Origin of the sequence: Sphingomonas brevis, from assembly GCF_023516505.1 — a bacterium.
GTDB lineage: Bacteria > Pseudomonadota > Alphaproteobacteria > Sphingomonadales > Sphingomonadaceae > Sphingomicrobium > Sphingomicrobium breve.
In genome coordinates this window covers 557,974-576,924 of sequence record NZ_JAMGBB010000001.1, presented here as the reverse complement: position 1 = coordinate 576,924, position 18,951 = coordinate 557,974, and the positions used below count along the sequence as shown (strand labels likewise).

At 62.8% G+C, this 18,951-nt stretch carries 16 protein-coding genes; 9 read left to right on the top strand and 7 right to left on the bottom strand.

Annotated features, from left to right (window positions below):
• Positions 1 to 104 precede the first annotated feature (104 nt).
• Together rnd and LZ518_RS03060 are read left to right on the top strand one after the other, a co-directional pair.
• Positions 105 to 1,298, top strand: a complete 1,194-nt coding sequence (gene rnd, locus LZ518_RS03065) for a ribonuclease D (RefSeq protein ID WP_249914569.1) — start codon at positions 105 to 107, stop codon at positions 1,296 to 1,298.
• Positions 1,299 to 1,378: 80 nt separating this feature from the next.
• Positions 1,379 to 1,624 (top strand): I78 family peptidase inhibitor, encoded by a 246-nt coding sequence (locus LZ518_RS03060; protein WP_249914568.1) that lies wholly within the window; start codon positions 1,379 to 1,381, stop codon positions 1,622 to 1,624.
• Here LZ518_RS03060 and LZ518_RS03055 read toward each other — a convergent pair.
• Genes LZ518_RS03055 through LZ518_RS03040 form a run of 4 tightly spaced genes read right to left on the bottom strand, consistent with a single transcriptional unit; the run spans position 1,621 to position 7,062 of the window.
• Positions 1,621 to 3,081 (bottom strand): Ppx/GppA family phosphatase, encoded by a 1,461-nt coding sequence (locus tag LZ518_RS03055; protein WP_249914567.1) that lies wholly within the window; start codon positions 3,079 to 3,081, stop codon positions 1,621 to 1,623. The genes LZ518_RS03060 and LZ518_RS03055 overlap by 4 nt on opposite strands.
• Before the next feature lie 20 nt (positions 3,082 to 3,101).
• Entirely contained in the window at positions 3,102 to 5,210 is a 2,109-nt protein-coding gene (locus LZ518_RS03050) for an RNA degradosome polyphosphate kinase (RefSeq protein WP_249914566.1), read from the bottom strand.
• A gap of 14 nt (positions 5,211 to 5,224) precedes the next feature.
• Positions 5,225 to 5,854: a P-loop NTPase family protein gene (locus tag LZ518_RS03045; RefSeq protein ID WP_249914565.1), complete on the bottom strand. Its 630-nt coding sequence runs from the start codon at positions 5,852 to 5,854 to the stop codon at positions 5,225 to 5,227.
• Positions 5,851 to 7,062, bottom strand: coding sequence for a heavy-metal-associated domain-containing protein (locus LZ518_RS03040; RefSeq protein ID WP_249914564.1), 1,212 nt, complete (start codon positions 7,060 to 7,062; stop codon positions 5,851 to 5,853). The genes LZ518_RS03045 and LZ518_RS03040 overlap by 4 nt, the downstream gene beginning before the upstream one ends.
• A gap of 184 nt (positions 7,063 to 7,246) precedes the next feature.
• On the opposite strand from LZ518_RS03040, the gene purM reads away from it, so the two are divergent.
• The 5 genes from purM to LZ518_RS03015 all read left to right on the top strand — a co-directional run bounded on the left by purM (position 7,247) and on the right by LZ518_RS03015 (position 12,564).
• Positions 7,247 to 8,344, top strand: coding sequence for a phosphoribosylformylglycinamidine cyclo-ligase (purM, locus tag LZ518_RS03035; RefSeq protein ID WP_249914563.1), 1,098 nt, complete (start codon positions 7,247 to 7,249; stop codon positions 8,342 to 8,344).
• Positions 8,337 to 9,299 (top strand): phosphoribosylglycinamide formyltransferase, encoded by a 963-nt coding sequence (purN, locus tag LZ518_RS03030; protein WP_249914562.1) that lies wholly within the window; start codon positions 8,337 to 8,339, stop codon positions 9,297 to 9,299. The genes purM and purN overlap by 8 nt, the downstream gene beginning before the upstream one ends.
• A gap of 56 nt (positions 9,300 to 9,355) precedes the next feature.
• Entirely contained in the window at positions 9,356 to 9,802 is a 447-nt protein-coding gene (locus LZ518_RS03025; RefSeq protein WP_249914561.1) for a DUF6265 family protein, read from the top strand.
• A gap of 110 nt (positions 9,803 to 9,912) precedes the next feature.
• Positions 9,913 to 11,979, top strand: a complete 2,067-nt coding sequence (locus LZ518_RS03020) for an EAL domain-containing protein (RefSeq protein WP_249914560.1) — start codon at positions 9,913 to 9,915, stop codon at positions 11,977 to 11,979.
• Positions 11,980 to 12,063: 84 nt separating this feature from the next.
• Positions 12,064 to 12,564 carry a hypothetical protein gene (locus LZ518_RS03015; protein WP_249914559.1) on the top strand — a complete coding sequence of 167 codons (501 nt, stop codon included), beginning with the start codon at positions 12,064 to 12,066 and terminating at the stop codon, positions 12,562 to 12,564.
• A 37-nt stretch (positions 12,565 to 12,601) separates the two neighbouring features.
• On the opposite strand, the gene ndk is transcribed toward LZ518_RS03015, so the two are convergent.
• The 3 genes from ndk to LZ518_RS03000 form a co-directional block, all read right to left on the bottom strand.
• Positions 12,602 to 13,024: a nucleoside-diphosphate kinase gene (ndk, locus tag LZ518_RS03010; RefSeq protein WP_249914558.1), complete on the bottom strand. Its 423-nt coding sequence runs from the start codon at positions 13,022 to 13,024 to the stop codon at positions 12,602 to 12,604.
• Positions 13,025 to 13,214: 190 nt separating this feature from the next.
• Positions 13,215 to 13,652: a DNA polymerase III subunit chi gene (locus LZ518_RS03005; protein ID WP_249914557.1), complete on the bottom strand. Its 438-nt coding sequence runs from the start codon at positions 13,650 to 13,652 to the stop codon at positions 13,215 to 13,217.
• Positions 13,653 to 13,661: 9 nt separating this feature from the next.
• On the bottom strand, positions 13,662 to 15,131 hold the full coding sequence (locus tag LZ518_RS03000) for a leucyl aminopeptidase (RefSeq protein ID WP_249914556.1): 1,470 nt from the start codon (positions 15,129 to 15,131) through the stop codon (positions 13,662 to 13,664).
• 212 nt (positions 15,132 to 15,343) lie between these two features.
• Here LZ518_RS03000 and LZ518_RS02995 point away from each other — a divergent pair, with 212 nt between their 5' ends.
• Both LZ518_RS02995 and LZ518_RS02990 read left to right on the top strand, forming a co-directional pair.
• Positions 15,344 to 17,515: an LPS-assembly protein LptD gene (locus LZ518_RS02995; protein ID WP_249914555.1), complete on the top strand. Its 2,172-nt coding sequence runs from the start codon at positions 15,344 to 15,346 to the stop codon at positions 17,513 to 17,515.
• Between the two features lie 72 nt (positions 17,516 to 17,587).
• The gene (locus LZ518_RS02990) at positions 17,588 to 18,943 is read left to right on the top strand and encodes a peptidylprolyl isomerase (protein WP_249914554.1); all 1,356 of its coding nucleotides are present in this window, start codon (positions 17,588 to 17,590) and stop codon (positions 18,941 to 18,943) included.
• Positions 18,944 to 18,951: the final 8 nt, after the last annotated feature.

Here is an 18,951-nt window from a genome sequence, read left to right as displayed (position 1 = left end):
GCCCCCGCTTTCGCGGGGGTGACGCTGTTGGGATTTCGAGGTGGCGCTTCATATCCAAACAGGACTTTGTCAAGGCGCGAGCATGTCGCTATGGCGCGCGACAGATGAAGATTCACCCGCTTATCACCACCACCAAAGAGCTTTCCGCCCTCGTCTCCCGAATGTCGACCCAGGACTTCGTCACGGTCGACACCGAATTCATGCGCGAAAATACCTATTGGCCGGACCTTTGCCTGATTCAGGTCGCGACGACGGAAGAAGCCGCTGCGATCGACCCAAAGGCGGATGGCATCGACCTGACGCCGCTGCTCGATCTCCTGGTCGACAATCATGACGTGCTGAAGGTTTTTCATGCCGGCGGGCAGGATCTGGAAATCATCCATAATCTCACCCGCAAGGTGCCCAATCCGCTGTTCGACACGCAGATTGCAGCGATGGCCCTCGGCTATGGCGAGCAAGTCGGTTACTCAAATCTCGTTGAAAGCGTGCTTGGCCACACGCTCGACAAAGGAGCCCGCTTTACCGATTGGTCGCGGCGTCCCCTGGACAAGCGGCAGATCGATTATGCCATCGCCGATGTGACTCACCTGGCGGAAATATTCCCACGGCTGGTCAAGAAGCTGATCAAAACCGGCCGGGGCGCCTGGCTCGACGAAGAGATGGAGCGGCTGGCCGACCCGTCGAGCTTCGCATTCGAAGCGGAGGACGCCTGGAAGCGTCTGAAGCTGCCAAGCCGCAATCCGGCCGTGCTCGGCAGGCTTAGGGCCTTGGCTGGCTGGCGCGAGACTGAAGCACGCTCGAAAAACCTGCCGCGCGGCCGAATCGTCAAGGACGATACGCTCAACGAACTGGCCAGCCATCCGCCCAAGACCCAAGACGATCTTGGCAAGGTCCGCGGGCTGTCCTCGGGCTGGCGGGCGAACGATATCGGCGCCCGCCTGATGTCGGCGATTGCCACCGCCAAGCCGCTGGAGGGCGACGAACTGCCCCAACGGGAACCGAGTCGCCCTGGCCTGACCAAGGATGCGGCGCTGGTCAGCGATCTGTTAAAGCTGCTGCTCAAGATCCGCGCCAAGGAAGCTGGGGTAGCCGCGAAGCTGATCGCCCGGTCCGACGAATTGGAAGCATTGGCCGCTGGAGTCCGCAACAACCTCAACATCCTCGATGGCTGGCGGTTTGAGGAATTCGGCCGGGATGCCGTAGACCTGGTCGAGGGGCGGCTGGCATTCGCGACTGAGAATGGCAAGCTCAAGCTGAGCCGGATTCCGGTTGATTCGGGAACTCTCGAGACGGTTTAGCGCTTGATTAGCCAGACAAACCGGAGGGACCGATGCGACTTTGGATTGCGAGCATTGCACTTCTCACGTTGAGCGCTTGCATGGTTGCCCAATCGGATGGGACTGCCCCGGGCCCCCTCCGCGGAACATGCCGCCCCGCTGCACTGGATCAGTTTACCGGCCAGCCGGCATCGCAGGAACTTGGCGCGCGCATCCTCGCTGCTTCGGGAGCTCGGCTAATTCGCTGGGTGCCGAAGGGAAGCGTGATCACCATGGAGTTCAGCGCCGAGCGCGTGACCGTGCTCCTTGATGAAAACAACAAGGTCGTGCGGGCCAACTGCGGCTAGGTGAACCTTACGTCGGCGACCCGGCCAAGTGCACGCGCCAACAAGTGCAGCCGCCGATCGACCGAATCCGCATAAAGCTCGTGATGCTTCCTTGGGATCGAGAGAACGACCCGCCCCGGCTCAAGCCCGATGCTGGTTTTCCGAAGCAACGCCTCGGTGCCGCCGCTTAGCCGTTGCGCCAGCCGGATCGCCCGACCCCAGGCGCTGACCCGGGCGTCCTCGCCGGGCCGCAGCAGCGTAAGTATTTCCGGGCTGAAACCGCTGTCGCCGCTGAAGGCGCTGCATAAGGCCCTTCCAAGTACCGCACGGCCGTTGGCATCGATTCCAACCCAATTGCCATGAATGGCGAGATCGACCGCCCTCTCGGCGCGATAATCCGGATGCGCGTTCCAGGCGATGTCGCCGAGCAGACAGGCCGCGAGACGATATCGCTTCAATTCCCTGCTTTCGTCGGGAAACAGCGGGTCCATCCATTGGTCGAGCGCGGCACCATGATCGCCGAACCGTCCCAGACGGTCGCCAATCTCCAGCGCCGCGGCCAATAACGGGTCCTCATCGCGTGTTGGCTGGTCGAGATCGCCGTAAAGCAGCCCTTCGCGCAGACCGAAGGCTGACACGATCGCGCGCCGCGGGCCGAGCGTTTCGATCATCGCCTCAAGGATCGTCACCGCGGCGGGAAGTGTCGGCAGGCGGGCCAGGGAAATGCCCGTCAAACGCTTCAGCTCTTCGACATCCAGGGTTGCCAGGATCGCCCTCAAATCGGCGAGTCGCGCGGGGTTTATCCGATAGTGATGGACAATCGGCAGCGGGTGGCCCTGCGTTTTCATATCGAGCAGGGCAAGCGCGCGAAACGAACCGCCTACCAGGTAAAGTCCGCTATTCTTGGCCGCATCCTTGAGCCGGCTCTTCTTGATACCGGCCTTGATCGCGGATGAAATATCCTCGCGCCGCGGATCGGCACCAACCCGCAGCACGCCTAGTGGCAATGAAATTCCGGCACCCGCTGCTCCGCGCGCAACCCCGATCAGTTCGAGGCTGCCGCCGCCCAGGTCAGCCACCACGCCCTTTGCGTCGGGGACGGCCGAAATCACGCCAAGCCCGGACAGGGCAGCCTCTTCGGGACCAGACAGCAGCCGGGGCCTTAGCCCAAGTTCGGCAACCTGCTTCAGAAAGGCCTTGCCGTTCTTGGCGTCGCGGACTGCGGCCGTGGCAACCGTGTGTAGCTTTTTCAGCCGCATTTCGCGCGCCAGCTGCCGGAAACGGGCGAGCGCTTCCAATGTTTTCGCGACGCCCTCTTCCTCAAGACGGCCATCGCGCGCGACGCCGCGGCCAAGCGCCGCCATGATCTTCTCGTTGAACAAAGTCGACGGCACTCGGGCGGCGCCGCCATAAGCGACGAAGCGCACGCTGTTGGATCCGATGTCGATGATCCCGACCGGGCCGAACCGCTTGACCATTAGGCCGACGGGAGAGCCGATTAGCCCCGTTGCGTCAACCGCAACTTGGGCACCGCCTTGCCAGCCAGCGCCTGGCCGCGACCCGACAGCGAGGGATTAGTCATGAAGTAACGATGTAGGTTGAAGTGCCGCTTGCCCGGCTTCAGCCGGGTATAGCTGCCATCCGCATTCAGGACCCAGCTCTGCTCGTTGTCGATCAGATTTGCGATCATTACCTGGTCGAGCACCTGGGCATGTACCGTCAGATTCTCTATCGGCATCATATATTCGACCCGCCGGTCGAAATTGCGCGGCATCCAGTCGGCCGAGCTGATGTAAACCTTGGCATTGCGGTGAGGCAGCCGGTCCCCGTTGGCGAACACGAAGATGCGGCTGTGTTCAAGGAAGCGGCCAATGATCGATTTCACCCGGATATTGGACGACAGGCCGGGCACTCCGGGACGGAGGCAACAGACGCCGCGCACGATCAATTCGATCGAAACGCCCGCCTCGCTGGCCTCGTAGAGCTTTTCGATAATCTGGCCGTCGACCAGGCTGTTCATCTTTGCCCAGATCGCTGACGGCTTCCCATTCCGGGCATTGGCGATTTCCGTGTCGATCAACGAGACGATCTTCTCGCGCAACCCGATTGGCGAGAGCGTCAACAGCTCGAGCCCTTTTGGGCGAACATAGCCTGTCGTGAGATTGAACAGCTTGGCCGCGTCGCGGGCCGCCCTGCGCGATGCAGTGAAATAGCTGAGATCGGTGTAAATCTTGGCGGTGGTCGGATGATAATTGCCAGTCCCGAAATGGCAGTAGGTCCGCATGATGCTGCCTTCGCGGCGGATCACCATCGACATCTTGGCGTGGGTCTTCCATTCGACGAACCCATAGATGACCTGCACGCCGGCGCGCTCCAACCGGCTGGCCCAAAGCAGATTTTGTTCCTCATCGAAGCGGGCCTTCAACTCGACCACGGCGGTAACTGATTTGCCGGCCTCGGCGGCGACCACCAGCGCGTCGATGATCGCCGACTGCTTGCCGGCGCGGTAGAGCGTCTGCTTGATCGCCACGACATCCGGGTCCTCGGCGGCCTGGCGGAGGAAGGCGACCACCACCTCAAAGCTTTCATAGGGGTGATGGACCACGAAGTCCTTGGCCCTAATGGCGGCGAAGCAGTCGCCGTCATGTTCCTTGATCCGCTCGGGGAAGCGGGGCGTGTATGGCGGGAATTTGAGATCGGGCCGGTCGACCTCGACCAATTGGCCGAGATCGGCAATGCCGATCAGCCCGGCGCTTTCGGCAACCAGCGCGGAGTCCGCGCCAAGGCCCTCACGTACCATCGATTCCAGGTCGGGCGGCGTGTCTGCCGCGAACTCAAGGCGGATGACCCGGCCTCGACGGCGGCGTTTGATCGCGCTGCGAAAGTAGCGGACCAGATCCTCGGCCTCTTCCTGCACCTCGATATCGCTGTCGCGGATCAACCGGAACGCACCCGCTGCCACCTTCTCGAAACCAGGGAAGATCTGGTCGAAATGGGCGGCGATTGCCGTCTCGATGGCGATGAAGTTGAGCTTGCCGCCCGGTAGGCGGATAAATCGCGGCAGCGTCGACGGGATCATCAGCAGCTCGACCACCGGCTCGGCCGCCTTGCCGCGCCTCAAGTCGAACACCAGGCTGAAGCCGCCGTTGGGAATGAATGGAAACGGGTGCGACGGGTCGATCGCCTGCGGGGTCAGCACCGGCAGAATCTGCTCGCGGAAGTGGTCAGCGAGCCATTCCTTCGCCGCCGGCTCAAGTTCCTCCTCGCCGACCACTGACAGGCCCTCATCGGCCAGCGCCTCATGCAGCAAGATCCACTCCGCCTGCTGGGCGACAACAAGCGAATCGGCCTCTGCGGCAATCGCATCGAGCTGCTGCGTTGCAGTCATCCCATCGGCGCTCAGATCTTCGACACCCTGAAGCTGATGCCCCTTCAGCCCGGCGACGCGCACCATGAAGAATTCGTCAAGGTTGGTGCCCGAAATCGACAGGAAACGCAGCCGTTCCAGCAAGGGATGCGCTGGGTTGGTGGCTTCCTCGAGCACGCGCCGGTTGAACCCCAACCAGCTCAGTTCTCGGTTGAACAGGCGCGGGCCCGTTTTCACCATTTTGGGCTGGACGTTCATGCTGCGCCCCGCGCATCGATGATGCCGCCGTCACTGAGGGCGCGCCTTATGGTCGGCAGACTCAGCCTTGCTCGTTCGGCGATGGCGAAACGGTCGATCGTTTCCACTACTCGCTCGGCCATGAAATAGCTCCGTTCGACCCGCTCGCCGATAAACCTCAGCGCATCGTCCGGAACGTGCAGCCCGCGATCCGCGAACAGCAGGCGGATGATGGATCGAAACAGCCCATCGTCCGGCTGCTCGATGCGGGCAATCGGGGTAATCGCCAGTCGGGTTCGAAGATCGGGCAAAGCTACCTCCCAAACCGGAGGTACATCGTCCACAATCATGACAATTGGGCGACCATCGTCCTGCGCTGTATTCCAGGCGTGGAACAGCGCTTCCTCGTCATGGCCCTGGGCGTCGTCGAACAGGCGACCGCCGACCCGGGCAACGAAGGCGCGGGCGAGCAAGGAACGGCCCGATCGTCGCGGGCCGGTCAGCATGGTCGCCTTGACCGGCCACAGGCTCCAGCTGCGGAAATGTTCGAATGCGGCCGCGTTGGCCTCGGAAAGTATGAAGCGGCTGGAGTCCTTGGCTTGCGGCCAGTCGAGCGGCAGCGCGATCTGGTCCGCCGGCTGCTTCATTGGGTTGGGCTTACCCCCGGCGCGGCTCCCCTGGTCACATAGAGGACGCCGCCACGGTTGGTGACCGACCAGCCGCGCGAGTAAAGCGCCGACCCCAAGGCGTTGATGTCGCCGCGATAATTGACCGACAGATTCGCGTTGCCGTTGGGCAATGGCGCCTGGGTTACCCAAATGACACCGGCAAGTCCGCGGATTTGTGCCACCGATTGTGCGACAGCGGCTGCTTCACCGCGCTCGATCACCAGAACCTGGATAACGGTCGGTGCGATCTCTGCCGCTACCGGCGCCTCCTCCTCTTCCTTGGGCGGTGGAGGTGGCTGGATAATAAGGTCGGGATCGCCGCGAACGATACCCGCGGCCAGCGCCTGGGTGAAGAGATCGTCCATGCGCTGGACACCTTCGTTCATCATCCGCGGCAGATCGTCGCTGTTCCGCGCAGTCAGCTCGAAACTGCCCAGCGTTCGCCCGTCGGGTCCGAACCGGCCGACGAATAGCGCCTTGCTTGGCCCGCCGGGATAAAGCCGGTCGAGCCTAACCTCGGCCACCAGGATATTGGCCGCGCCATAAAGGTCGAGGATGTTGCGCCACCAACCGCGGCCCGGCCGCCGGGTCTGGGCCGCGTTGACCAGCAGGGGGTCGACGCCAAGCCCGCTGACCCGCACATAATCGATCGCGCTTTGAGAAGTACGGAACTGGGCCCAGGCGCGTTGCCAAGGGTTACGCAACTCAACGCTGGTTGCCGTACCGCCCGAGATCAGCACGGGGATCAGCAGCATCGGCGCCGAGCGGCGCACTTCGCCGGCGAGGCCGAGCAATTCGCCGGCGCGCTGCCGATCGAACAGCAAGCCTAACGTCGCGATGTAACGGTTGGGGCCAATCTGTTCATTCTCGACAACGATCGAGCTGACCAGATTATCAAGCGTCGAATCCGAAAGATTCGGAGCTTCACCGGCCGGGCGCTTGTTCATCTTGGCCCAAAGCGCCTTGAAGCCCTCTCTCTGGGCGATGCGCCAGCCGGAATAGCGGGCCGAATCCGCGTCCTTGCCGCCAACGTCGACCTTGATCCCGGTGATTTCCAGCGTTCCGGAGCTGTCGATCGGCAGAATTCCCCGCTCGCCGCTCTCCATTTGCGCGACCAAGACCCCGCCCATTCCGGCAAGGGCAAGCAGTGTGGCGGCAATGAGGACAGCAGGCCGACGAAGAAGCATCTGCGCGCTTTTGGCGACAATGGCGTGGAATTCCAAGCGCGATATGGCCCGACCTTGATCGTTTCAGGCTTTTCAGCCTGAAGCGTGAATCAAGGTCACGACCATGTCCGAGAGCACGATTCACGTATGAAATGGAAGCGGCCCTCGCTTCCATTTCATACAATCAGGCTCTAGTCGCACCGCCATGTCGTCGAACTCCAAGCCGCTGACCTATGCCGATGCCGGCGTGTCGATCGCTGCCGGCAATGCGCTGGTGAAGGCAATTGCACCGCTGGCCAAAGCCACCGCCCGCCCAGGCGCCAACGCCGAGCTGGGTGGATTCGGAGGCTTTTTCGACCTTAAAGCCGCGGGCTATGAAGATCCGCTGCTGGTCGCGGCCAATGACGGTGTCGGCACCAAGCTCAAGCTCGCGATCGATACCGGCAAGCATGACGGCGTCGGCATCGACCTGGTGGCGATGTGCGTCAATGACCTGATCGTCCAGGGTGCCGAGCCTCTCTTCTTCCTCGACTATTATGCTACCGGCAAGCTCGACAATGAGGTGGCCGCCGCGGTGGTCGCATCGATCGCCGCGGGCTGCCGTCAGGCCGGTTGCGCGCTGATCGGCGGCGAGACGGCAGAGATGCCGGGAATGTATTCGGAAGGCGATTATGACCTTGCCGGCTTCTGCGTCGGGGCGGTCGACCGCTCCAAGGCGCTGACCGGCACTCGGATCGCCCAAGGCGATGTCATCCTGGGTCTCGCCAGTTCAGGCGTGCACAGTAACGGCTTCTCGCTTGTCCGCCGGCTGATCGAGGTCAACGACTGGAAGCTCGACCGCCCTGCCCTGTTCGAGCAGGATCGGCTGCTGGGCGAAATCCTGCTCGAGCCGACGCGAATCTATGTGAAGAGCCTGCTGCCGCTGGTGCGCGAGGGGAAGATCGGCGCCCTTGCGCACATCACCGGTGGCGGTTTGCTGGAGAATATCCCGCGCGTGTTGCCCGAAGGCGCCCACGCGATGGTCGATGCCGACAGTTGGCCCCTTCCCCTCCTGTTCGCCTTCCTCCAGGCCGGCGGAGCGATCGAACCGGACGAGCTGGCGCGGACATTCAATTGCGGGATCGGAATGGTTGCGATCGTTGCGCCGGACGATGCGGCGGAAGTAACCCAAAGGCTGGAAGCAGCGGGCGAGATCGTCCATTGCATCGGCCGGATCGAGCCCGGCGATACGGGCTGCACGGTCCATGGCGGCGCCGGGACCTGGAGCGCGCTGGCTGACTGGTCGGCCAGCCATCATGGCTGAGCGGTCGCGTGTCGCCGTACTGATATCGGGCCGCGGCTCAAACATGGCCGCGCTTATCTATGCCTCGCGCGCCGAGGATTGCCCCTACGAGGTCGCGATGGTGACCGGCGACAAGCCTGATGCAGACGGCTTTGAAATTGCGCGTGCCGAGGGCGTGGCGACCGAGGCATTGAATGCCAGGGAGCTTGGCGCCTCCTATTGGACCCGACTGCAACAGCTGCTGGAGGCTGCGAGCATCGACCTGGTCGCCCTCGCCGGCTTCATGCGGATCATTCCCGAGGAATTCGTCGCAAAATGGGATGGCCGTATGGTCAACATCCACCCCTCGCTTCTGCCCAGGCACAAAGGCCTGAAAAGCCATGAGGCCTGCCTTGCCGCCGGAGATAAATTCAGTGGCGCGACCGTTCATCTGGTCAGCCCGGACGTCGACGGTGGCGAGATCCTTGGCCAGGTCGAGGTTGCCGTTCTTTCGAACGACACGCCGGATTCGCTCGCCGAGCGGGTGCTGATTGCCGAGCACCAGCTCTATCCGGATACCGTCATTCGCTATCTCAACCGAACGCGCGATTTCGACTGGATCACCAACAAGGTCGGCGAGCTTGCGCTGGCTTTGCCCGAAACCGGTTTCCAGACGAGCCATGGCTCGCCCGGCTGGAAGGTCGGCAGCAAGAGCAGCAGCAAATTCTTCGGAATCATGTGGAACCGACACCATGGCGAGGAAAATGTCGGCGTGCTGGTCAAGTGCAGCGGCCAGGACGAGATGGCCCAGCTGATCGAGGCCGAGCCCGAGCTATATTTCCGTCCCGCCTATTACGGCCCGTCCGACTGGATCGGGATCAAGCTGGACCGTCCACGAGTCGACTGGGATCATGTCGCCGGCTGGCTGCAGCGCAGCTGGGCCGCCATGGCCCCGCCGCGCCTCACCAAGCTGCTGCGCGTCGCGAACGAATTTTGATCGACGTCGATTCTGCCGGCGAGTAGCTTCTCCGCCGCAAAAGGGGGAGCGAGCCGATGATCGCCTTGATGATGCTGGCCGAAGCCGCCGTCGCCGCACCGGTCGCCATGCCGGCCTTTCTATCCGGCTGCTGGGAACAGCGGACGGAAGCCGGGCAATGGACCGAAGAGTGCTGGACCGACACTCGCGGCGGCGTGATGATCGGCTCCGGCCGGACCGGCACGGGCGACAGTGTCGGCCATTGGGAATGGATGCGGATCGAGCGCGGCACGGACGGATCGATAACCTTCTATGGCTCGCCAAAGGGCGCTCCGGCAGTCGGCTTCAAGGCGACCGAGGCGGACGCCAAATCGGTAACCTTCATCAACGCGTCTCACGATTATCCGCAACGACTTCGCTATGTCGCGACCGACACCGGTCTCGATGCGGAAGTTTCGCTGGCGGATGGCAGCAAGCCCGAACGGTGGAGCTACAAGCGTACGGCGGGCGCGGCCGGCAATTGAGCCCAAGTCTCGCAGCTGCGACTAAACTTTCGAAACCTAACCGAATTTAAACCACATTAGTGCATTGCCGTCCGAGGACTGAGGCACGAGTGGGAACGATCGGAAAATTTTTGAGACCGGGGGCCAGTTCGGCCCAGGACGATTCGCGTCCCCAATCGTCGCGCGCCGAAGGCCTCATCCAGGAGTTTGAGAACAGCGAAAAAGGCTGGTTCTGGGAAACCGGGCGTGACGGAACGCTTTCCTACATTAGCGACAATGTCGCCCGCGCCCTGGGGCGGGAACCGGAAGACCTGCTGAATCGGCCCTTCTCCGACCTCACCTTCTCGGAGACCGCTGACGGCGCCGGAACGTCGGAGCGGACGCTCGGCTTCTACCTGTCGTCGCACGTGGCTTTCCAGGACCTGATCGTCCGGGCCAAGACAAAGAACGAGATTTGGTGGTCGATCTCGGGCCGGCCGGTCCACGATGAGGCTGGCCGTTTCTTCGGGTTCAGGGGCTATGCTTCCGACCTTACGAAAATGCGCCAGTCGGAGGTCGAACTCGACCGCCTGGCCCGGCAGGATTCGCTGACCGGCCTTGCCAACCGCGAAGCCCTCCGGCGCGCGTTGGACGACGCGCTGGTTGGAGCAGTGCGGAGAAAGCACCGCTGCTCGGTGTTCCTGCTCGACCTGGATCGCTTCAAGGCAGTCAACGATACGCTTGGTCACCCGGCCGGAGACACGCTCTTGCGGTTGGTCGCCCTGCGACTGACTGACGAAGTCGGCAAGGCCGGGCAAGTCGGCCGTCTTGGCGGCGACGAATTCCAGGTGGTGCTGCCAGCCATGTCGTCGAACGATGAGCTGTCGAAGGTCGCCCAGGGCATTATCGACAGCCTGTCGCGCCCCTACACGATCAACGGCACGCTGGTTTCGATCGGCGCTTCGGTCGGGATCGTCACTTCGGACTATGACGATCGGACTTCCGACGATCTGATGCGCGACGCCGATCTTGCGCTGTACGCGGCAAAGGCAGCCGGCAAGGGATGCTTCCGCTTCTTCGCGCCGGAAATGCACGAAGCAGCGCGCGAGCGTCAGCTGATGGAGTCCGACCTGCGGGTCGCTCTCGAAAAGGGTCAGCTCAGGGTCGTCTACCAGCCCCAGGTCGATGCTTCGAGCGAGGAGGTAACCGGCTTCGAAGCACTGATCCGCTGGGACCATCCAGAGCATGGCCCGGTCAGCCCGGCAGTATTCATTCCCCTGGCCGAAGAGATTCGGTTGATCGACGAGATCGGCGAATGGGTGCTTCGGACTGCCTGCGCAGAAGCGGCGAACTGGCCGCCGCATATCTCGGTCGCGGTAAACCTGTCGCCGATCCAGTTCAAATCGCCGGCGCTTACCTCGACCGTGCGCATGGTGCTTGGCGACACTGGCCTTCCCGCCAAACGGCTGGAACTTGAGATTACCGAGGGTGTGTTCCTCAGCAATGACGATCACGTCCACGACATGATCCGAGCCCTCAAGGATATTGGGATCAAGCTGGCGCTCGACGACTTCGGTACCGGCTATTCAAGCCTCAGCTACCTGCAGCGCGTTCCGTTCGACAAGATCAAGATCGATCGGTCCTTCGTCAACGGCGCATCCGACCCGGAAAGCCGCAACGCCGCGCTCATCCGGGCGATGGTGGGCCTGGCATCCGACCTCAAGATGCGGACCATTGCCGAAGGGGTCGAAACGCCAGAGGAACTGCAGCTGGTGCGCGACCTCGGCTGCCCACTGGTCCAGGGCTACATCTTCGGCAAGCCCATGCCTGCCGAGGAAGCCCTGGAGCTGGCCAAGAAAGGCGCGGCAACCCTGCCTGCACAGTTGCCGCCGCGCGAACCGCGTATCCGGATTATCAGGGCAACACTGCTCCATCACCTGGGGCAGGTAAAAGGCGCCCGCCTCAGGAATATCTCGTCGGGCGGGGCGCTGGTCGAATGCCGCGAAGAAATGACGGTTGGGGCGGAAATCCAGCTCGATTTCGCCGCCGGCGGATTGATCGACGCGGAGATTCGCTGGGTGAAGGGCACGCAATTCGGGGTCCAGTTCAGGGAGAAGTTCGACCTCAGGCTGCTCCAACCCGCCAAACCGGCGCCCACTGGATCAACTGTCATGAAGCCCGATTACCTCACGTCTGGCGATGCATCGGAAACTGGCTGAGGCGATTAAGTTCACGGCGGCTACAAAGCTGAGGCAAGGGCCGCTAAGCAGTCGACAAACTCCCCAAACCGGGTTTGCACGACGATGAGTGAAGCTGAAGTCAAGAAAAAATCACGGCTGCGCTGGGTGACATTGGGCGAGGCGATTGCCATTGCCGCCCTCGTTGTCTCCGGCCTTGGGCTGTGGCGCGAATATACCAAGCCCGATGAGAAGCCGCTGGTGGTTGAAAAGCAGGCGTCGATCCCGCTGAGGCTCGGCGGTCATGTGGCTGACGAGGGCCGCGTACTCGAAATCACACCGGTCGAGGGCAGCCATGCGCTCCAGTCGTTGGCGATTGCGGTTGGTGCGTCCAAGATCGAGCTTGGCGGCGACGGCGAGCTGGGCGCCAAGGCATTGGAAGATGCGCTCGGCAAATCAGCCGAGGAAGGCGATGGCATGCATCGCGTCCGCGTACGGATCGACGCCAAATATGTCGAAGCCGGCGCGGACAAGTCCGCCACCGGCTCCTACGTGATCAGCTACAATTGGGACGGCGGCGGCCTGTTGGGCGGCCGCTCGCTCCGGCTGGCCGGTCTCAGCCGTTAGCCGCCAATCGCCGGACTTCAGCTGTCCCCCGGACAGCTTAGCCGACGATTTCGTTGGGCTGGAAGAAGAAGGCAATCTCGATCGCCGCATTCTCGTCGCTGTCCGACCCATGGACCGAATTGGCCTCGATCGATTCGGCATAGAGCTTGCGTATGGTGCCTTCGGCCGCGTCAGCCGGATTGGTTGCGCCCATCACGTCACGGTTGCGCTTGACCGCATCCTCGCCCTCGAGAACCTGGACCACCACCGGGCCCGAGGTCATGAACGTGCAGAGGTCGTTGTAGAATGGCCGCTCCTTGTGGACCGCGTAGAAGCCCCCGGCCTGGTCGCGGGTCATGTGGATCCGCTTCGAAGCGACCACACGCAGGCCCGCTTCCTCGAGCAGCTTGGTGACCGCGCCGGTCAGGTTGCGACGGGTAGCGTCGGGCTTGATGATCGAAAAGGTGCGGGTAACCGCCATCGTGAAGGCTCCAGGATTGTCAGGGGTTGGAATTGGCCGCGCCCTAGAGCCTGATCGTTAAAAATGGAAGTGCCGCCGCTTCCATTTTCACCGTGAATCAGGCTCCAGACCTTAGTGCGGTCTAGATTCACGTTTCAGGCTGAGCCTGAAACGATCAAGACCGTGCGGGCTCAGGGGACGAGGGCAAGGCTCAGGCCTTCTTGACCCACTTTCCGTCTTCATTTGACCAGTAGTTGCGCTCGATACCCTCGCGGCCCGCAAGAAGCTTCCAGGCCAGCCGGGCACCTTCCAGCGTTGCTTCGTCGAACAGATAGAAGGCGCGGTCGTAACCCAGCGCCGCCTCACGCCATTCGCCGTCGGCGATCAACATGTTGCGGGCAAGATTGGGCGCGTCGGTTCCAGTCGACAGCAGGATCGGCTGGGCCGCATCGTCCGAACCGCCCGCCAAACCATGCGGCAAGAAGCTGGCTGCGCCTTGGTCCCATAGCTGACGGTCGAGCCGGGCAAGCAGCCCTTCGTCCCCGGCGACTACGAGCAGGCGTTGCTGTTCGCCGACGAGCTTGGCTGCGATTGCGGCAATCACGCTGTCGGGCTGCGCCGCGCCGAGTTGGTAGAAGTCGACGCGCACCGCTTCTGATCAGCCCTCGGCCGTATCGGCGATATACTGGTCGAGCAACCGCACTCCATAGCCAGTCGCGCCCTTGCCATAGGTTGGCTTGTCCTTGTCCGACCACGCCATGCCGGCGATGTCGAGGTGCGCCCAGGCGACGCCATCATCAACGTAGCGCTGCAGGAATTGCGCCGCAGTGATCGACCCCGCCTCACGCGGGCCGACATTCTTCATGTCGGCAATCTGGCTGTCGATCAGCCGGTCATAAGCCTCCGCCAGGGGCTGGCGCCACAGCTTGTCGCCGCTGGCGTCCGCCGCCTTGATGAGCGCCGCTGCGAGAATCTCGTTGTTGGCAAAGATGCCGGCATATTCATGGCCAAGCGTGATCACCATTGCGCCAGTCAGGGTCGCGAGATCGACGATTGTCTTCGGCTTCAGATTTCTCTGCGTCCAGGTCATCGCATCGCACAGCACCAGCCGGCCCTCGGCGTCGGTGTTGATTACCTCGACCGTCTGGCCGGACATGGTGGTGACCACGTCGCCCGGCCGCTGGGCGTTTCCGTCGGGCATGTTCTCGACCAGGCCGCAGACGCCGACGACATTGGCTTTCGCCTTCCGCCCGGCGAGCGCCTTCATCGCGCCGACCACGGCACCGGCACCGCCCATGTCCCACTTCATCGCTTCCATGTTGGCGGCCGGCTTGATCGAGATGCCGCCGGTATCGAAGGTCACGCCCTTACCGATGAAGGCTACCGGGGCATCGCCCTGCTTGCCGCCATTCCACTTCAGCACCAGCAGCCTGGGCTCGCGCACCGAGCCCTGGGATACGCCCAGCAGCGCGCCCATGCCGAGTTTTGCCATCTGCTCGCCGCCGAGCACCTGCACCTCGAGGCCGAGGCCTTCGATGCTCTTCTGCACCCGCTCAACGAAAGTTTCCGGGTAAATGATGTTGGGCGGCTCGGTAACCAGTTCGCGCGTCAGCGACACGCCCTCGACCACGGCGGCGTAGCGGCTGGCATAGCGCTTTTCGGCATCTGCTCCCGCTCCGACGATCGTGACCGATGTCAGGGTCGGCTTCTGCTTGTCCTTGAGCTTGGTCCGGTAGCGGTCGTAGCGCCAGCTGCGCAGCGCTGCGCCGAGCGCGACCCGGGCAGCTGCATCGGCGTCATAGTTGAGCCCGCTAAGATCGATCACCGCGCTGGTTTCGCCAGAGGTAAGCAGGCGTGCCACTGCGCCGCCGCCCAGCTTCTCCGGCCCCTCGCCCAAGGTTGCGTCGTCACCGGTGCCAACTACGAGCAGCCGGCCGCCCTTATCGCCCTCGACAAAATGTTCGACCATCGCGCCGGACTCGCCCTCGAAGCGGTTGCGCTTCAACGCACCTTCAACGGCGCTCTTGGCGTCGCCAATGCTGTCGAGGCCGGGTCGCGTCGATCCGGCGGCAGGAAGCACCAGTGCAAAATCGCCGCTCGGGCGAGTGTCGGAGAAGCGGATTTCCATGAAATTCCTCAGCGTAATGCGTTCAAAGTTGGCCGCTCCTTAAGACCTCCATTGCGTCATGGCAAAGGGGCGGCCCGTCGGCTCCCGTCGCAAGGCGGATTGCCGCCCTTGGAACAAGGTGCAATAGGCACTGGTTCCATCTTCTTCGGACCTTGCGGGGCGTGTTGGCAGTGCGATCGATTGGCCTGTGTTTGACGGCACTGCCCCTGTTCATGGCCTTGCCCAACGCCGCGCTGGCCCAGAGCGCGCCGGCGGCGGCCGAGCCGGCGGCCGAGCAAGTAATCGATTTTAGCTCGGACCAGGTAACCTACGACACCAGCGGCGACATCGTCACTGCCGAGGGGCAAGTGCGCATGTCTCGCGACGGCAACTACCTCGCCGCGGACCGGGTCAGCTGGGACCGCAACAGCGGCCGGGTCGTCGCCGAGGGCAACGTCGTCGCAATCAATCCGCAGGGCGACAAATTCATCGGCGACCGGGTGGACCTCAGCGAATCGCTCAAGGACGGCACGATCGAGAATTTGCTGATCGTGCTCGAAAGCGGCGGCCGGATCGCCGCCGTGCGCGGTACGAGGAGCGGAAACCAGACAGAGCTGGTCAATGCAGTCTATTCAGCCTGTCCGGCCACCACTGCCGCCGGCTGCCCGGCGAACCCCAGCTGGAAAATTACCGCTGCACGGATCAGCCGGGACAGCACGACAGGCCGGATCCGCTTTGCAAGCGGCCGGCTGACTATCCTCGGCCTGACCCTGCCGTTGTTGCCGGTATTCAGCATCGGTGACGGCTCGCGGGAGGGCGCGTTCAGCGGGACGCTGGTGCCGGGCATCCGGATCGACAGCAATAACGGCCTTGAAGTGAACCTGCCCTATTACTGGCGGCTTGACCGCAACCGCGATCTCACGGTCACGCCGCATCTCTACACCGGCTCGGCGCCGGCGCTGGAAGGCCGGTGGCGGCACCTCACGTCCACCGGCGCCTATCAAGTCGGCGCGTTCCTCACCTATGGCAACATTCCGGAAGCGGACGCAGTCGACCCCACGCCTGCGGACGGCCATGGGCTCCGGGGCTATTTCGAGGCCAATGGCCGTTTCCAGCTCGACCCCCACTGGACATTGACCAGCTCGCTGCGGGGCGCGACGGACAAGACCATCACCCGCCAGTATGACATCAGCCGGGACGACCGCCTGCGCAACTTCGTCAGTGCCGAGCGAATCGACCTCGACAGCTATGTCTCGATCGAAGGCTGGGCGTTCCAGGGTCTGAGAAGTACCGACGTCCAGAAAAGGATTCCGATCGCGTTGCCGGCGATCGATGCCCGCTTCCGGCTCGAAGATCCGGTGCTGGGCGGACAGGTTGAGTTGCAGGCGAACAGCCTGGCGATCCTGCGCGTCGATGGCCAGGACACGCAGCGAGCCTTCGCCAGCGCCCGCTGGGACCTGAAGAAGCTGACCCAGATGGGCCAGGAGCTGACCTTCACCGCCTATGCCCGGGCGGACGCCTATCACACCGACGATTCCGCCGAGACAACGGTCGACATCTATCGCGGCCAAGAGGGCTGGCAGTTTCGCGGAATCGCGGCGCTCGCCGCTGATCTTAAATGGCCGTTGGTGGGCTCCCTTTGGGGCGGCACTCAGACGCTGACGCCGAGGCTCCAGCTGGTCCTCACGCCCGCCCTCGACAATCTCAAGATACCCAATGAAGACGCCAGGGCGGTCGACCTGGAGGATAGCAACCTTTTCGCCCTCAACCGTTTCCCGGGATACGACCGGTGGGAGGACGGGTCGCGCGTAACCTACGGCTTCGAATGGGCGCTCGATCGTCCCAAATGGTCAATCTATACCGTGATCGGCCAGAGCTATCGCCTCACTCGCGAGCCGGGCATATTTCCTAACGGGACCGGCCTTTCCGATAGATTTTCTGACATCGTCGGCCGAACCCGAATCCGTTTTGGCCGGCTGGTCGACATCACCAACCGTTTCCGGATCGACAAGGATAATCTGGCCCTTCGCCGGAGCGAGGTCGATCTTACGGTGGGTACCGACCTGACCTATATCCAGGCCGGCTATCTGAGACTCAACCGAGACATATCGCCGACCGTCGAGGATCTCCGCGACAAGGAAGAGCTGAGGCTCGCTGGCCGCTGGCAATTCCACCCCTATTGGTCAGTGTTTGGATCGACCGTGCTCGATCTGACGAGCAAGGACGAAGACCCGATCAGCCTGGCCGATGGATTCGATCCAGTCCGGCATCGCGTTGGAATAACATATGAAGATGAGTGCCTTGAGCTTGGCGTGGCGTGGAAGCGCGACTATGAGCGCATCGGGGAGTTCCGCAAGGGCAGCACTTTTTCGATAAATTTCGCATTGAAGGGCATCGGCCGCTAAGCTTCGGTTCAGCCCGCAGCGATAAAGGCAACTCCCTATAGCGTTGGCTACAAAGGAATTTTAGGGGTGGTAGTGAAGCATTTGGATCGTTCGACCTGGTTGACGCGGATCGCTCCGTTGGCGATCGGCCTCACCGTTGCGGCAGCAGCGCTGGCGCAGGGCACCGGACAGCAGCCGACGGTGGATTCGACCGCAACCTTGAAGCTGCCGGAAAATCCGCAACTGTTCGGTTCCGCCATGCCGTCGGTGGTCAAAGCGACTGCCATCGTCAACGGTGAGGTCATCACCCAGACCGACATCGACCAGCGACTCGCCTTCCTGTCGATCGCCAACAATACGCCAATCCCGCAAGACCAGATCGATCGGCTGCGCCAGCAGATCCTCAGCAATCTCATCGACGAGACCCTTCAAATCCAGGCAGCGAAGGCGGAGGAGATCGAAATCTCCGATGCGGACATCGACAAGACCATCGCGCGGGTTGCCAACACTGCGAAGCAAACGCCGGACCAGATGGCGAATTATCTGAAAGCGCGCGGCTCCTCGATCCGCTCGTTGCGCCGCCAGATCCAGGGCGAAATCGCCTGGCGCCGGCTGCAATCGAAGAAGATTGAAAGCAGCGTCAGCGTCGGCGACGAAGAGGTCCAGGCGGTCATCAAGAAGCTCGAAGCGTCGAAGGGCGCCGAAGAGTATCGCGTGGGCGAGATCTTCCTCGCCGCGAACAGCAGCAACGACGCCGAAGTCCAGGGCAATATGGCCAAGATCTTCAACGCCCTGCAGCAAGGGGCTTCGTTTGTCGGCTACGCCCGTCAATTCTCGCAGTCGTCGTCGGCGGCCGTTGGCGGCGATCTTGGCTGGGTCCGGCCCGAGCAGTTGCCCGACCAGCTTGCGAATGCCGTCCGCCAGATGCGGCCGGGGACGCTCTCCGCCCCGATCAAGGTTCAGGGTGGCTATTCGATCGTCGCTGTCCAGGATGTCCGAAAGATACTGACCGCCGATCCGCGCAACGCCGTCCTCAGTTTGAAGCAGCTCACTGTCGCCTTTCCCAAGGGATCGACCCGGGCGTCAGCGGAGCCGATCCTTGGGCGCTTCGCAGCGGCGGTGCAGAATATCGGCGGGTGCGGCGGCGCTGAGCGCATTGCCGGCGAATTCAACGGAGAAGTCGTCCAGTCGGACGATGTAAAGATGCGCGACCTGCCGCCGCAGCTGCAGGAAATGATGTTGCAGATGCAGGTCGGCCAAGCCACCCGTCCATTCGGCTCGATCGAAGAAGGCGTCCGGGTGCTCGTGCTATGCGGCCGGGACGAGGTCGACCCCAGCATGCCCAGTTTCGATCAGGTCTTCGCCCAGATCAACGAGGAGCGGATCAACCTGCGCTCGCGGCGTTATCTGCGCGACCTGCGGCGTGACGCGGTGATCGACTTCCGTTAAGGCGGCCC

Bases quoted from the DNA above. Each gene is read 5' to 3' on its own strand.
- rnd (WP_249914569.1), top strand. From the start codon at position 105: ATGAAGATTCACCCGCTTATCACCACCACCAAAGAGCTTTCCGCCCTC.
- LZ518_RS03060 (WP_249914568.1), top strand. From the start codon at position 1,379: ATGGTTGCCCAATCGGATGGGACTGCCCCGGGCCCCCTCCGCGGAACA.
- LZ518_RS03055 (WP_249914567.1), bottom strand. From the start codon at position 3,081: ATGGTCAAGCGGTTCGGCCCGGTCGGGATCATCGACATCGGATCCAAC.
- LZ518_RS03050 (WP_249914566.1), bottom strand. From the start codon at position 5,210: ATGGTGAAAACGGGCCCGCGCCTGTTCAACCGAGAACTGAGCTGGTTG.
- LZ518_RS03045 (WP_249914565.1), bottom strand. From the start codon at position 5,854: ATGAAGCAGCCGGCGGACCAGATCGCGCTGCCGCTCGACTGGCCGCAA.
- LZ518_RS03040 (WP_249914564.1), bottom strand. From the start codon at position 7,062: ATGCTTCTTCGTCGGCCTGCTGTCCTCATTGCCGCCACACTGCTTGCC.
- purM (WP_249914563.1), top strand. From the start codon at position 7,247: ATGTCGTCGAACTCCAAGCCGCTGACCTATGCCGATGCCGGCGTGTCG.
- purN (WP_249914562.1), top strand. From the start codon at position 8,337: ATGGCTGAGCGGTCGCGTGTCGCCGTACTGATATCGGGCCGCGGCTCA.
- LZ518_RS03025 (WP_249914561.1), top strand. From the start codon at position 9,356: ATGATCGCCTTGATGATGCTGGCCGAAGCCGCCGTCGCCGCACCGGTC.
- LZ518_RS03015 (WP_249914559.1), top strand. From the start codon at position 12,064: ATGAGTGAAGCTGAAGTCAAGAAAAAATCACGGCTGCGCTGGGTGACA.
- ndk (WP_249914558.1), bottom strand. From the start codon at position 13,024: ATGGCGGTTACCCGCACCTTTTCGATCATCAAGCCCGACGCTACCCGT.
- LZ518_RS03000 (WP_249914556.1), bottom strand. From the start codon at position 15,131: ATGGAAATCCGCTTCTCCGACACTCGCCCGAGCGGCGATTTTGCACTG.
- LZ518_RS02995 (WP_249914555.1), top strand. From the start codon at position 15,344: ATGGCCTTGCCCAACGCCGCGCTGGCCCAGAGCGCGCCGGCGGCGGCC.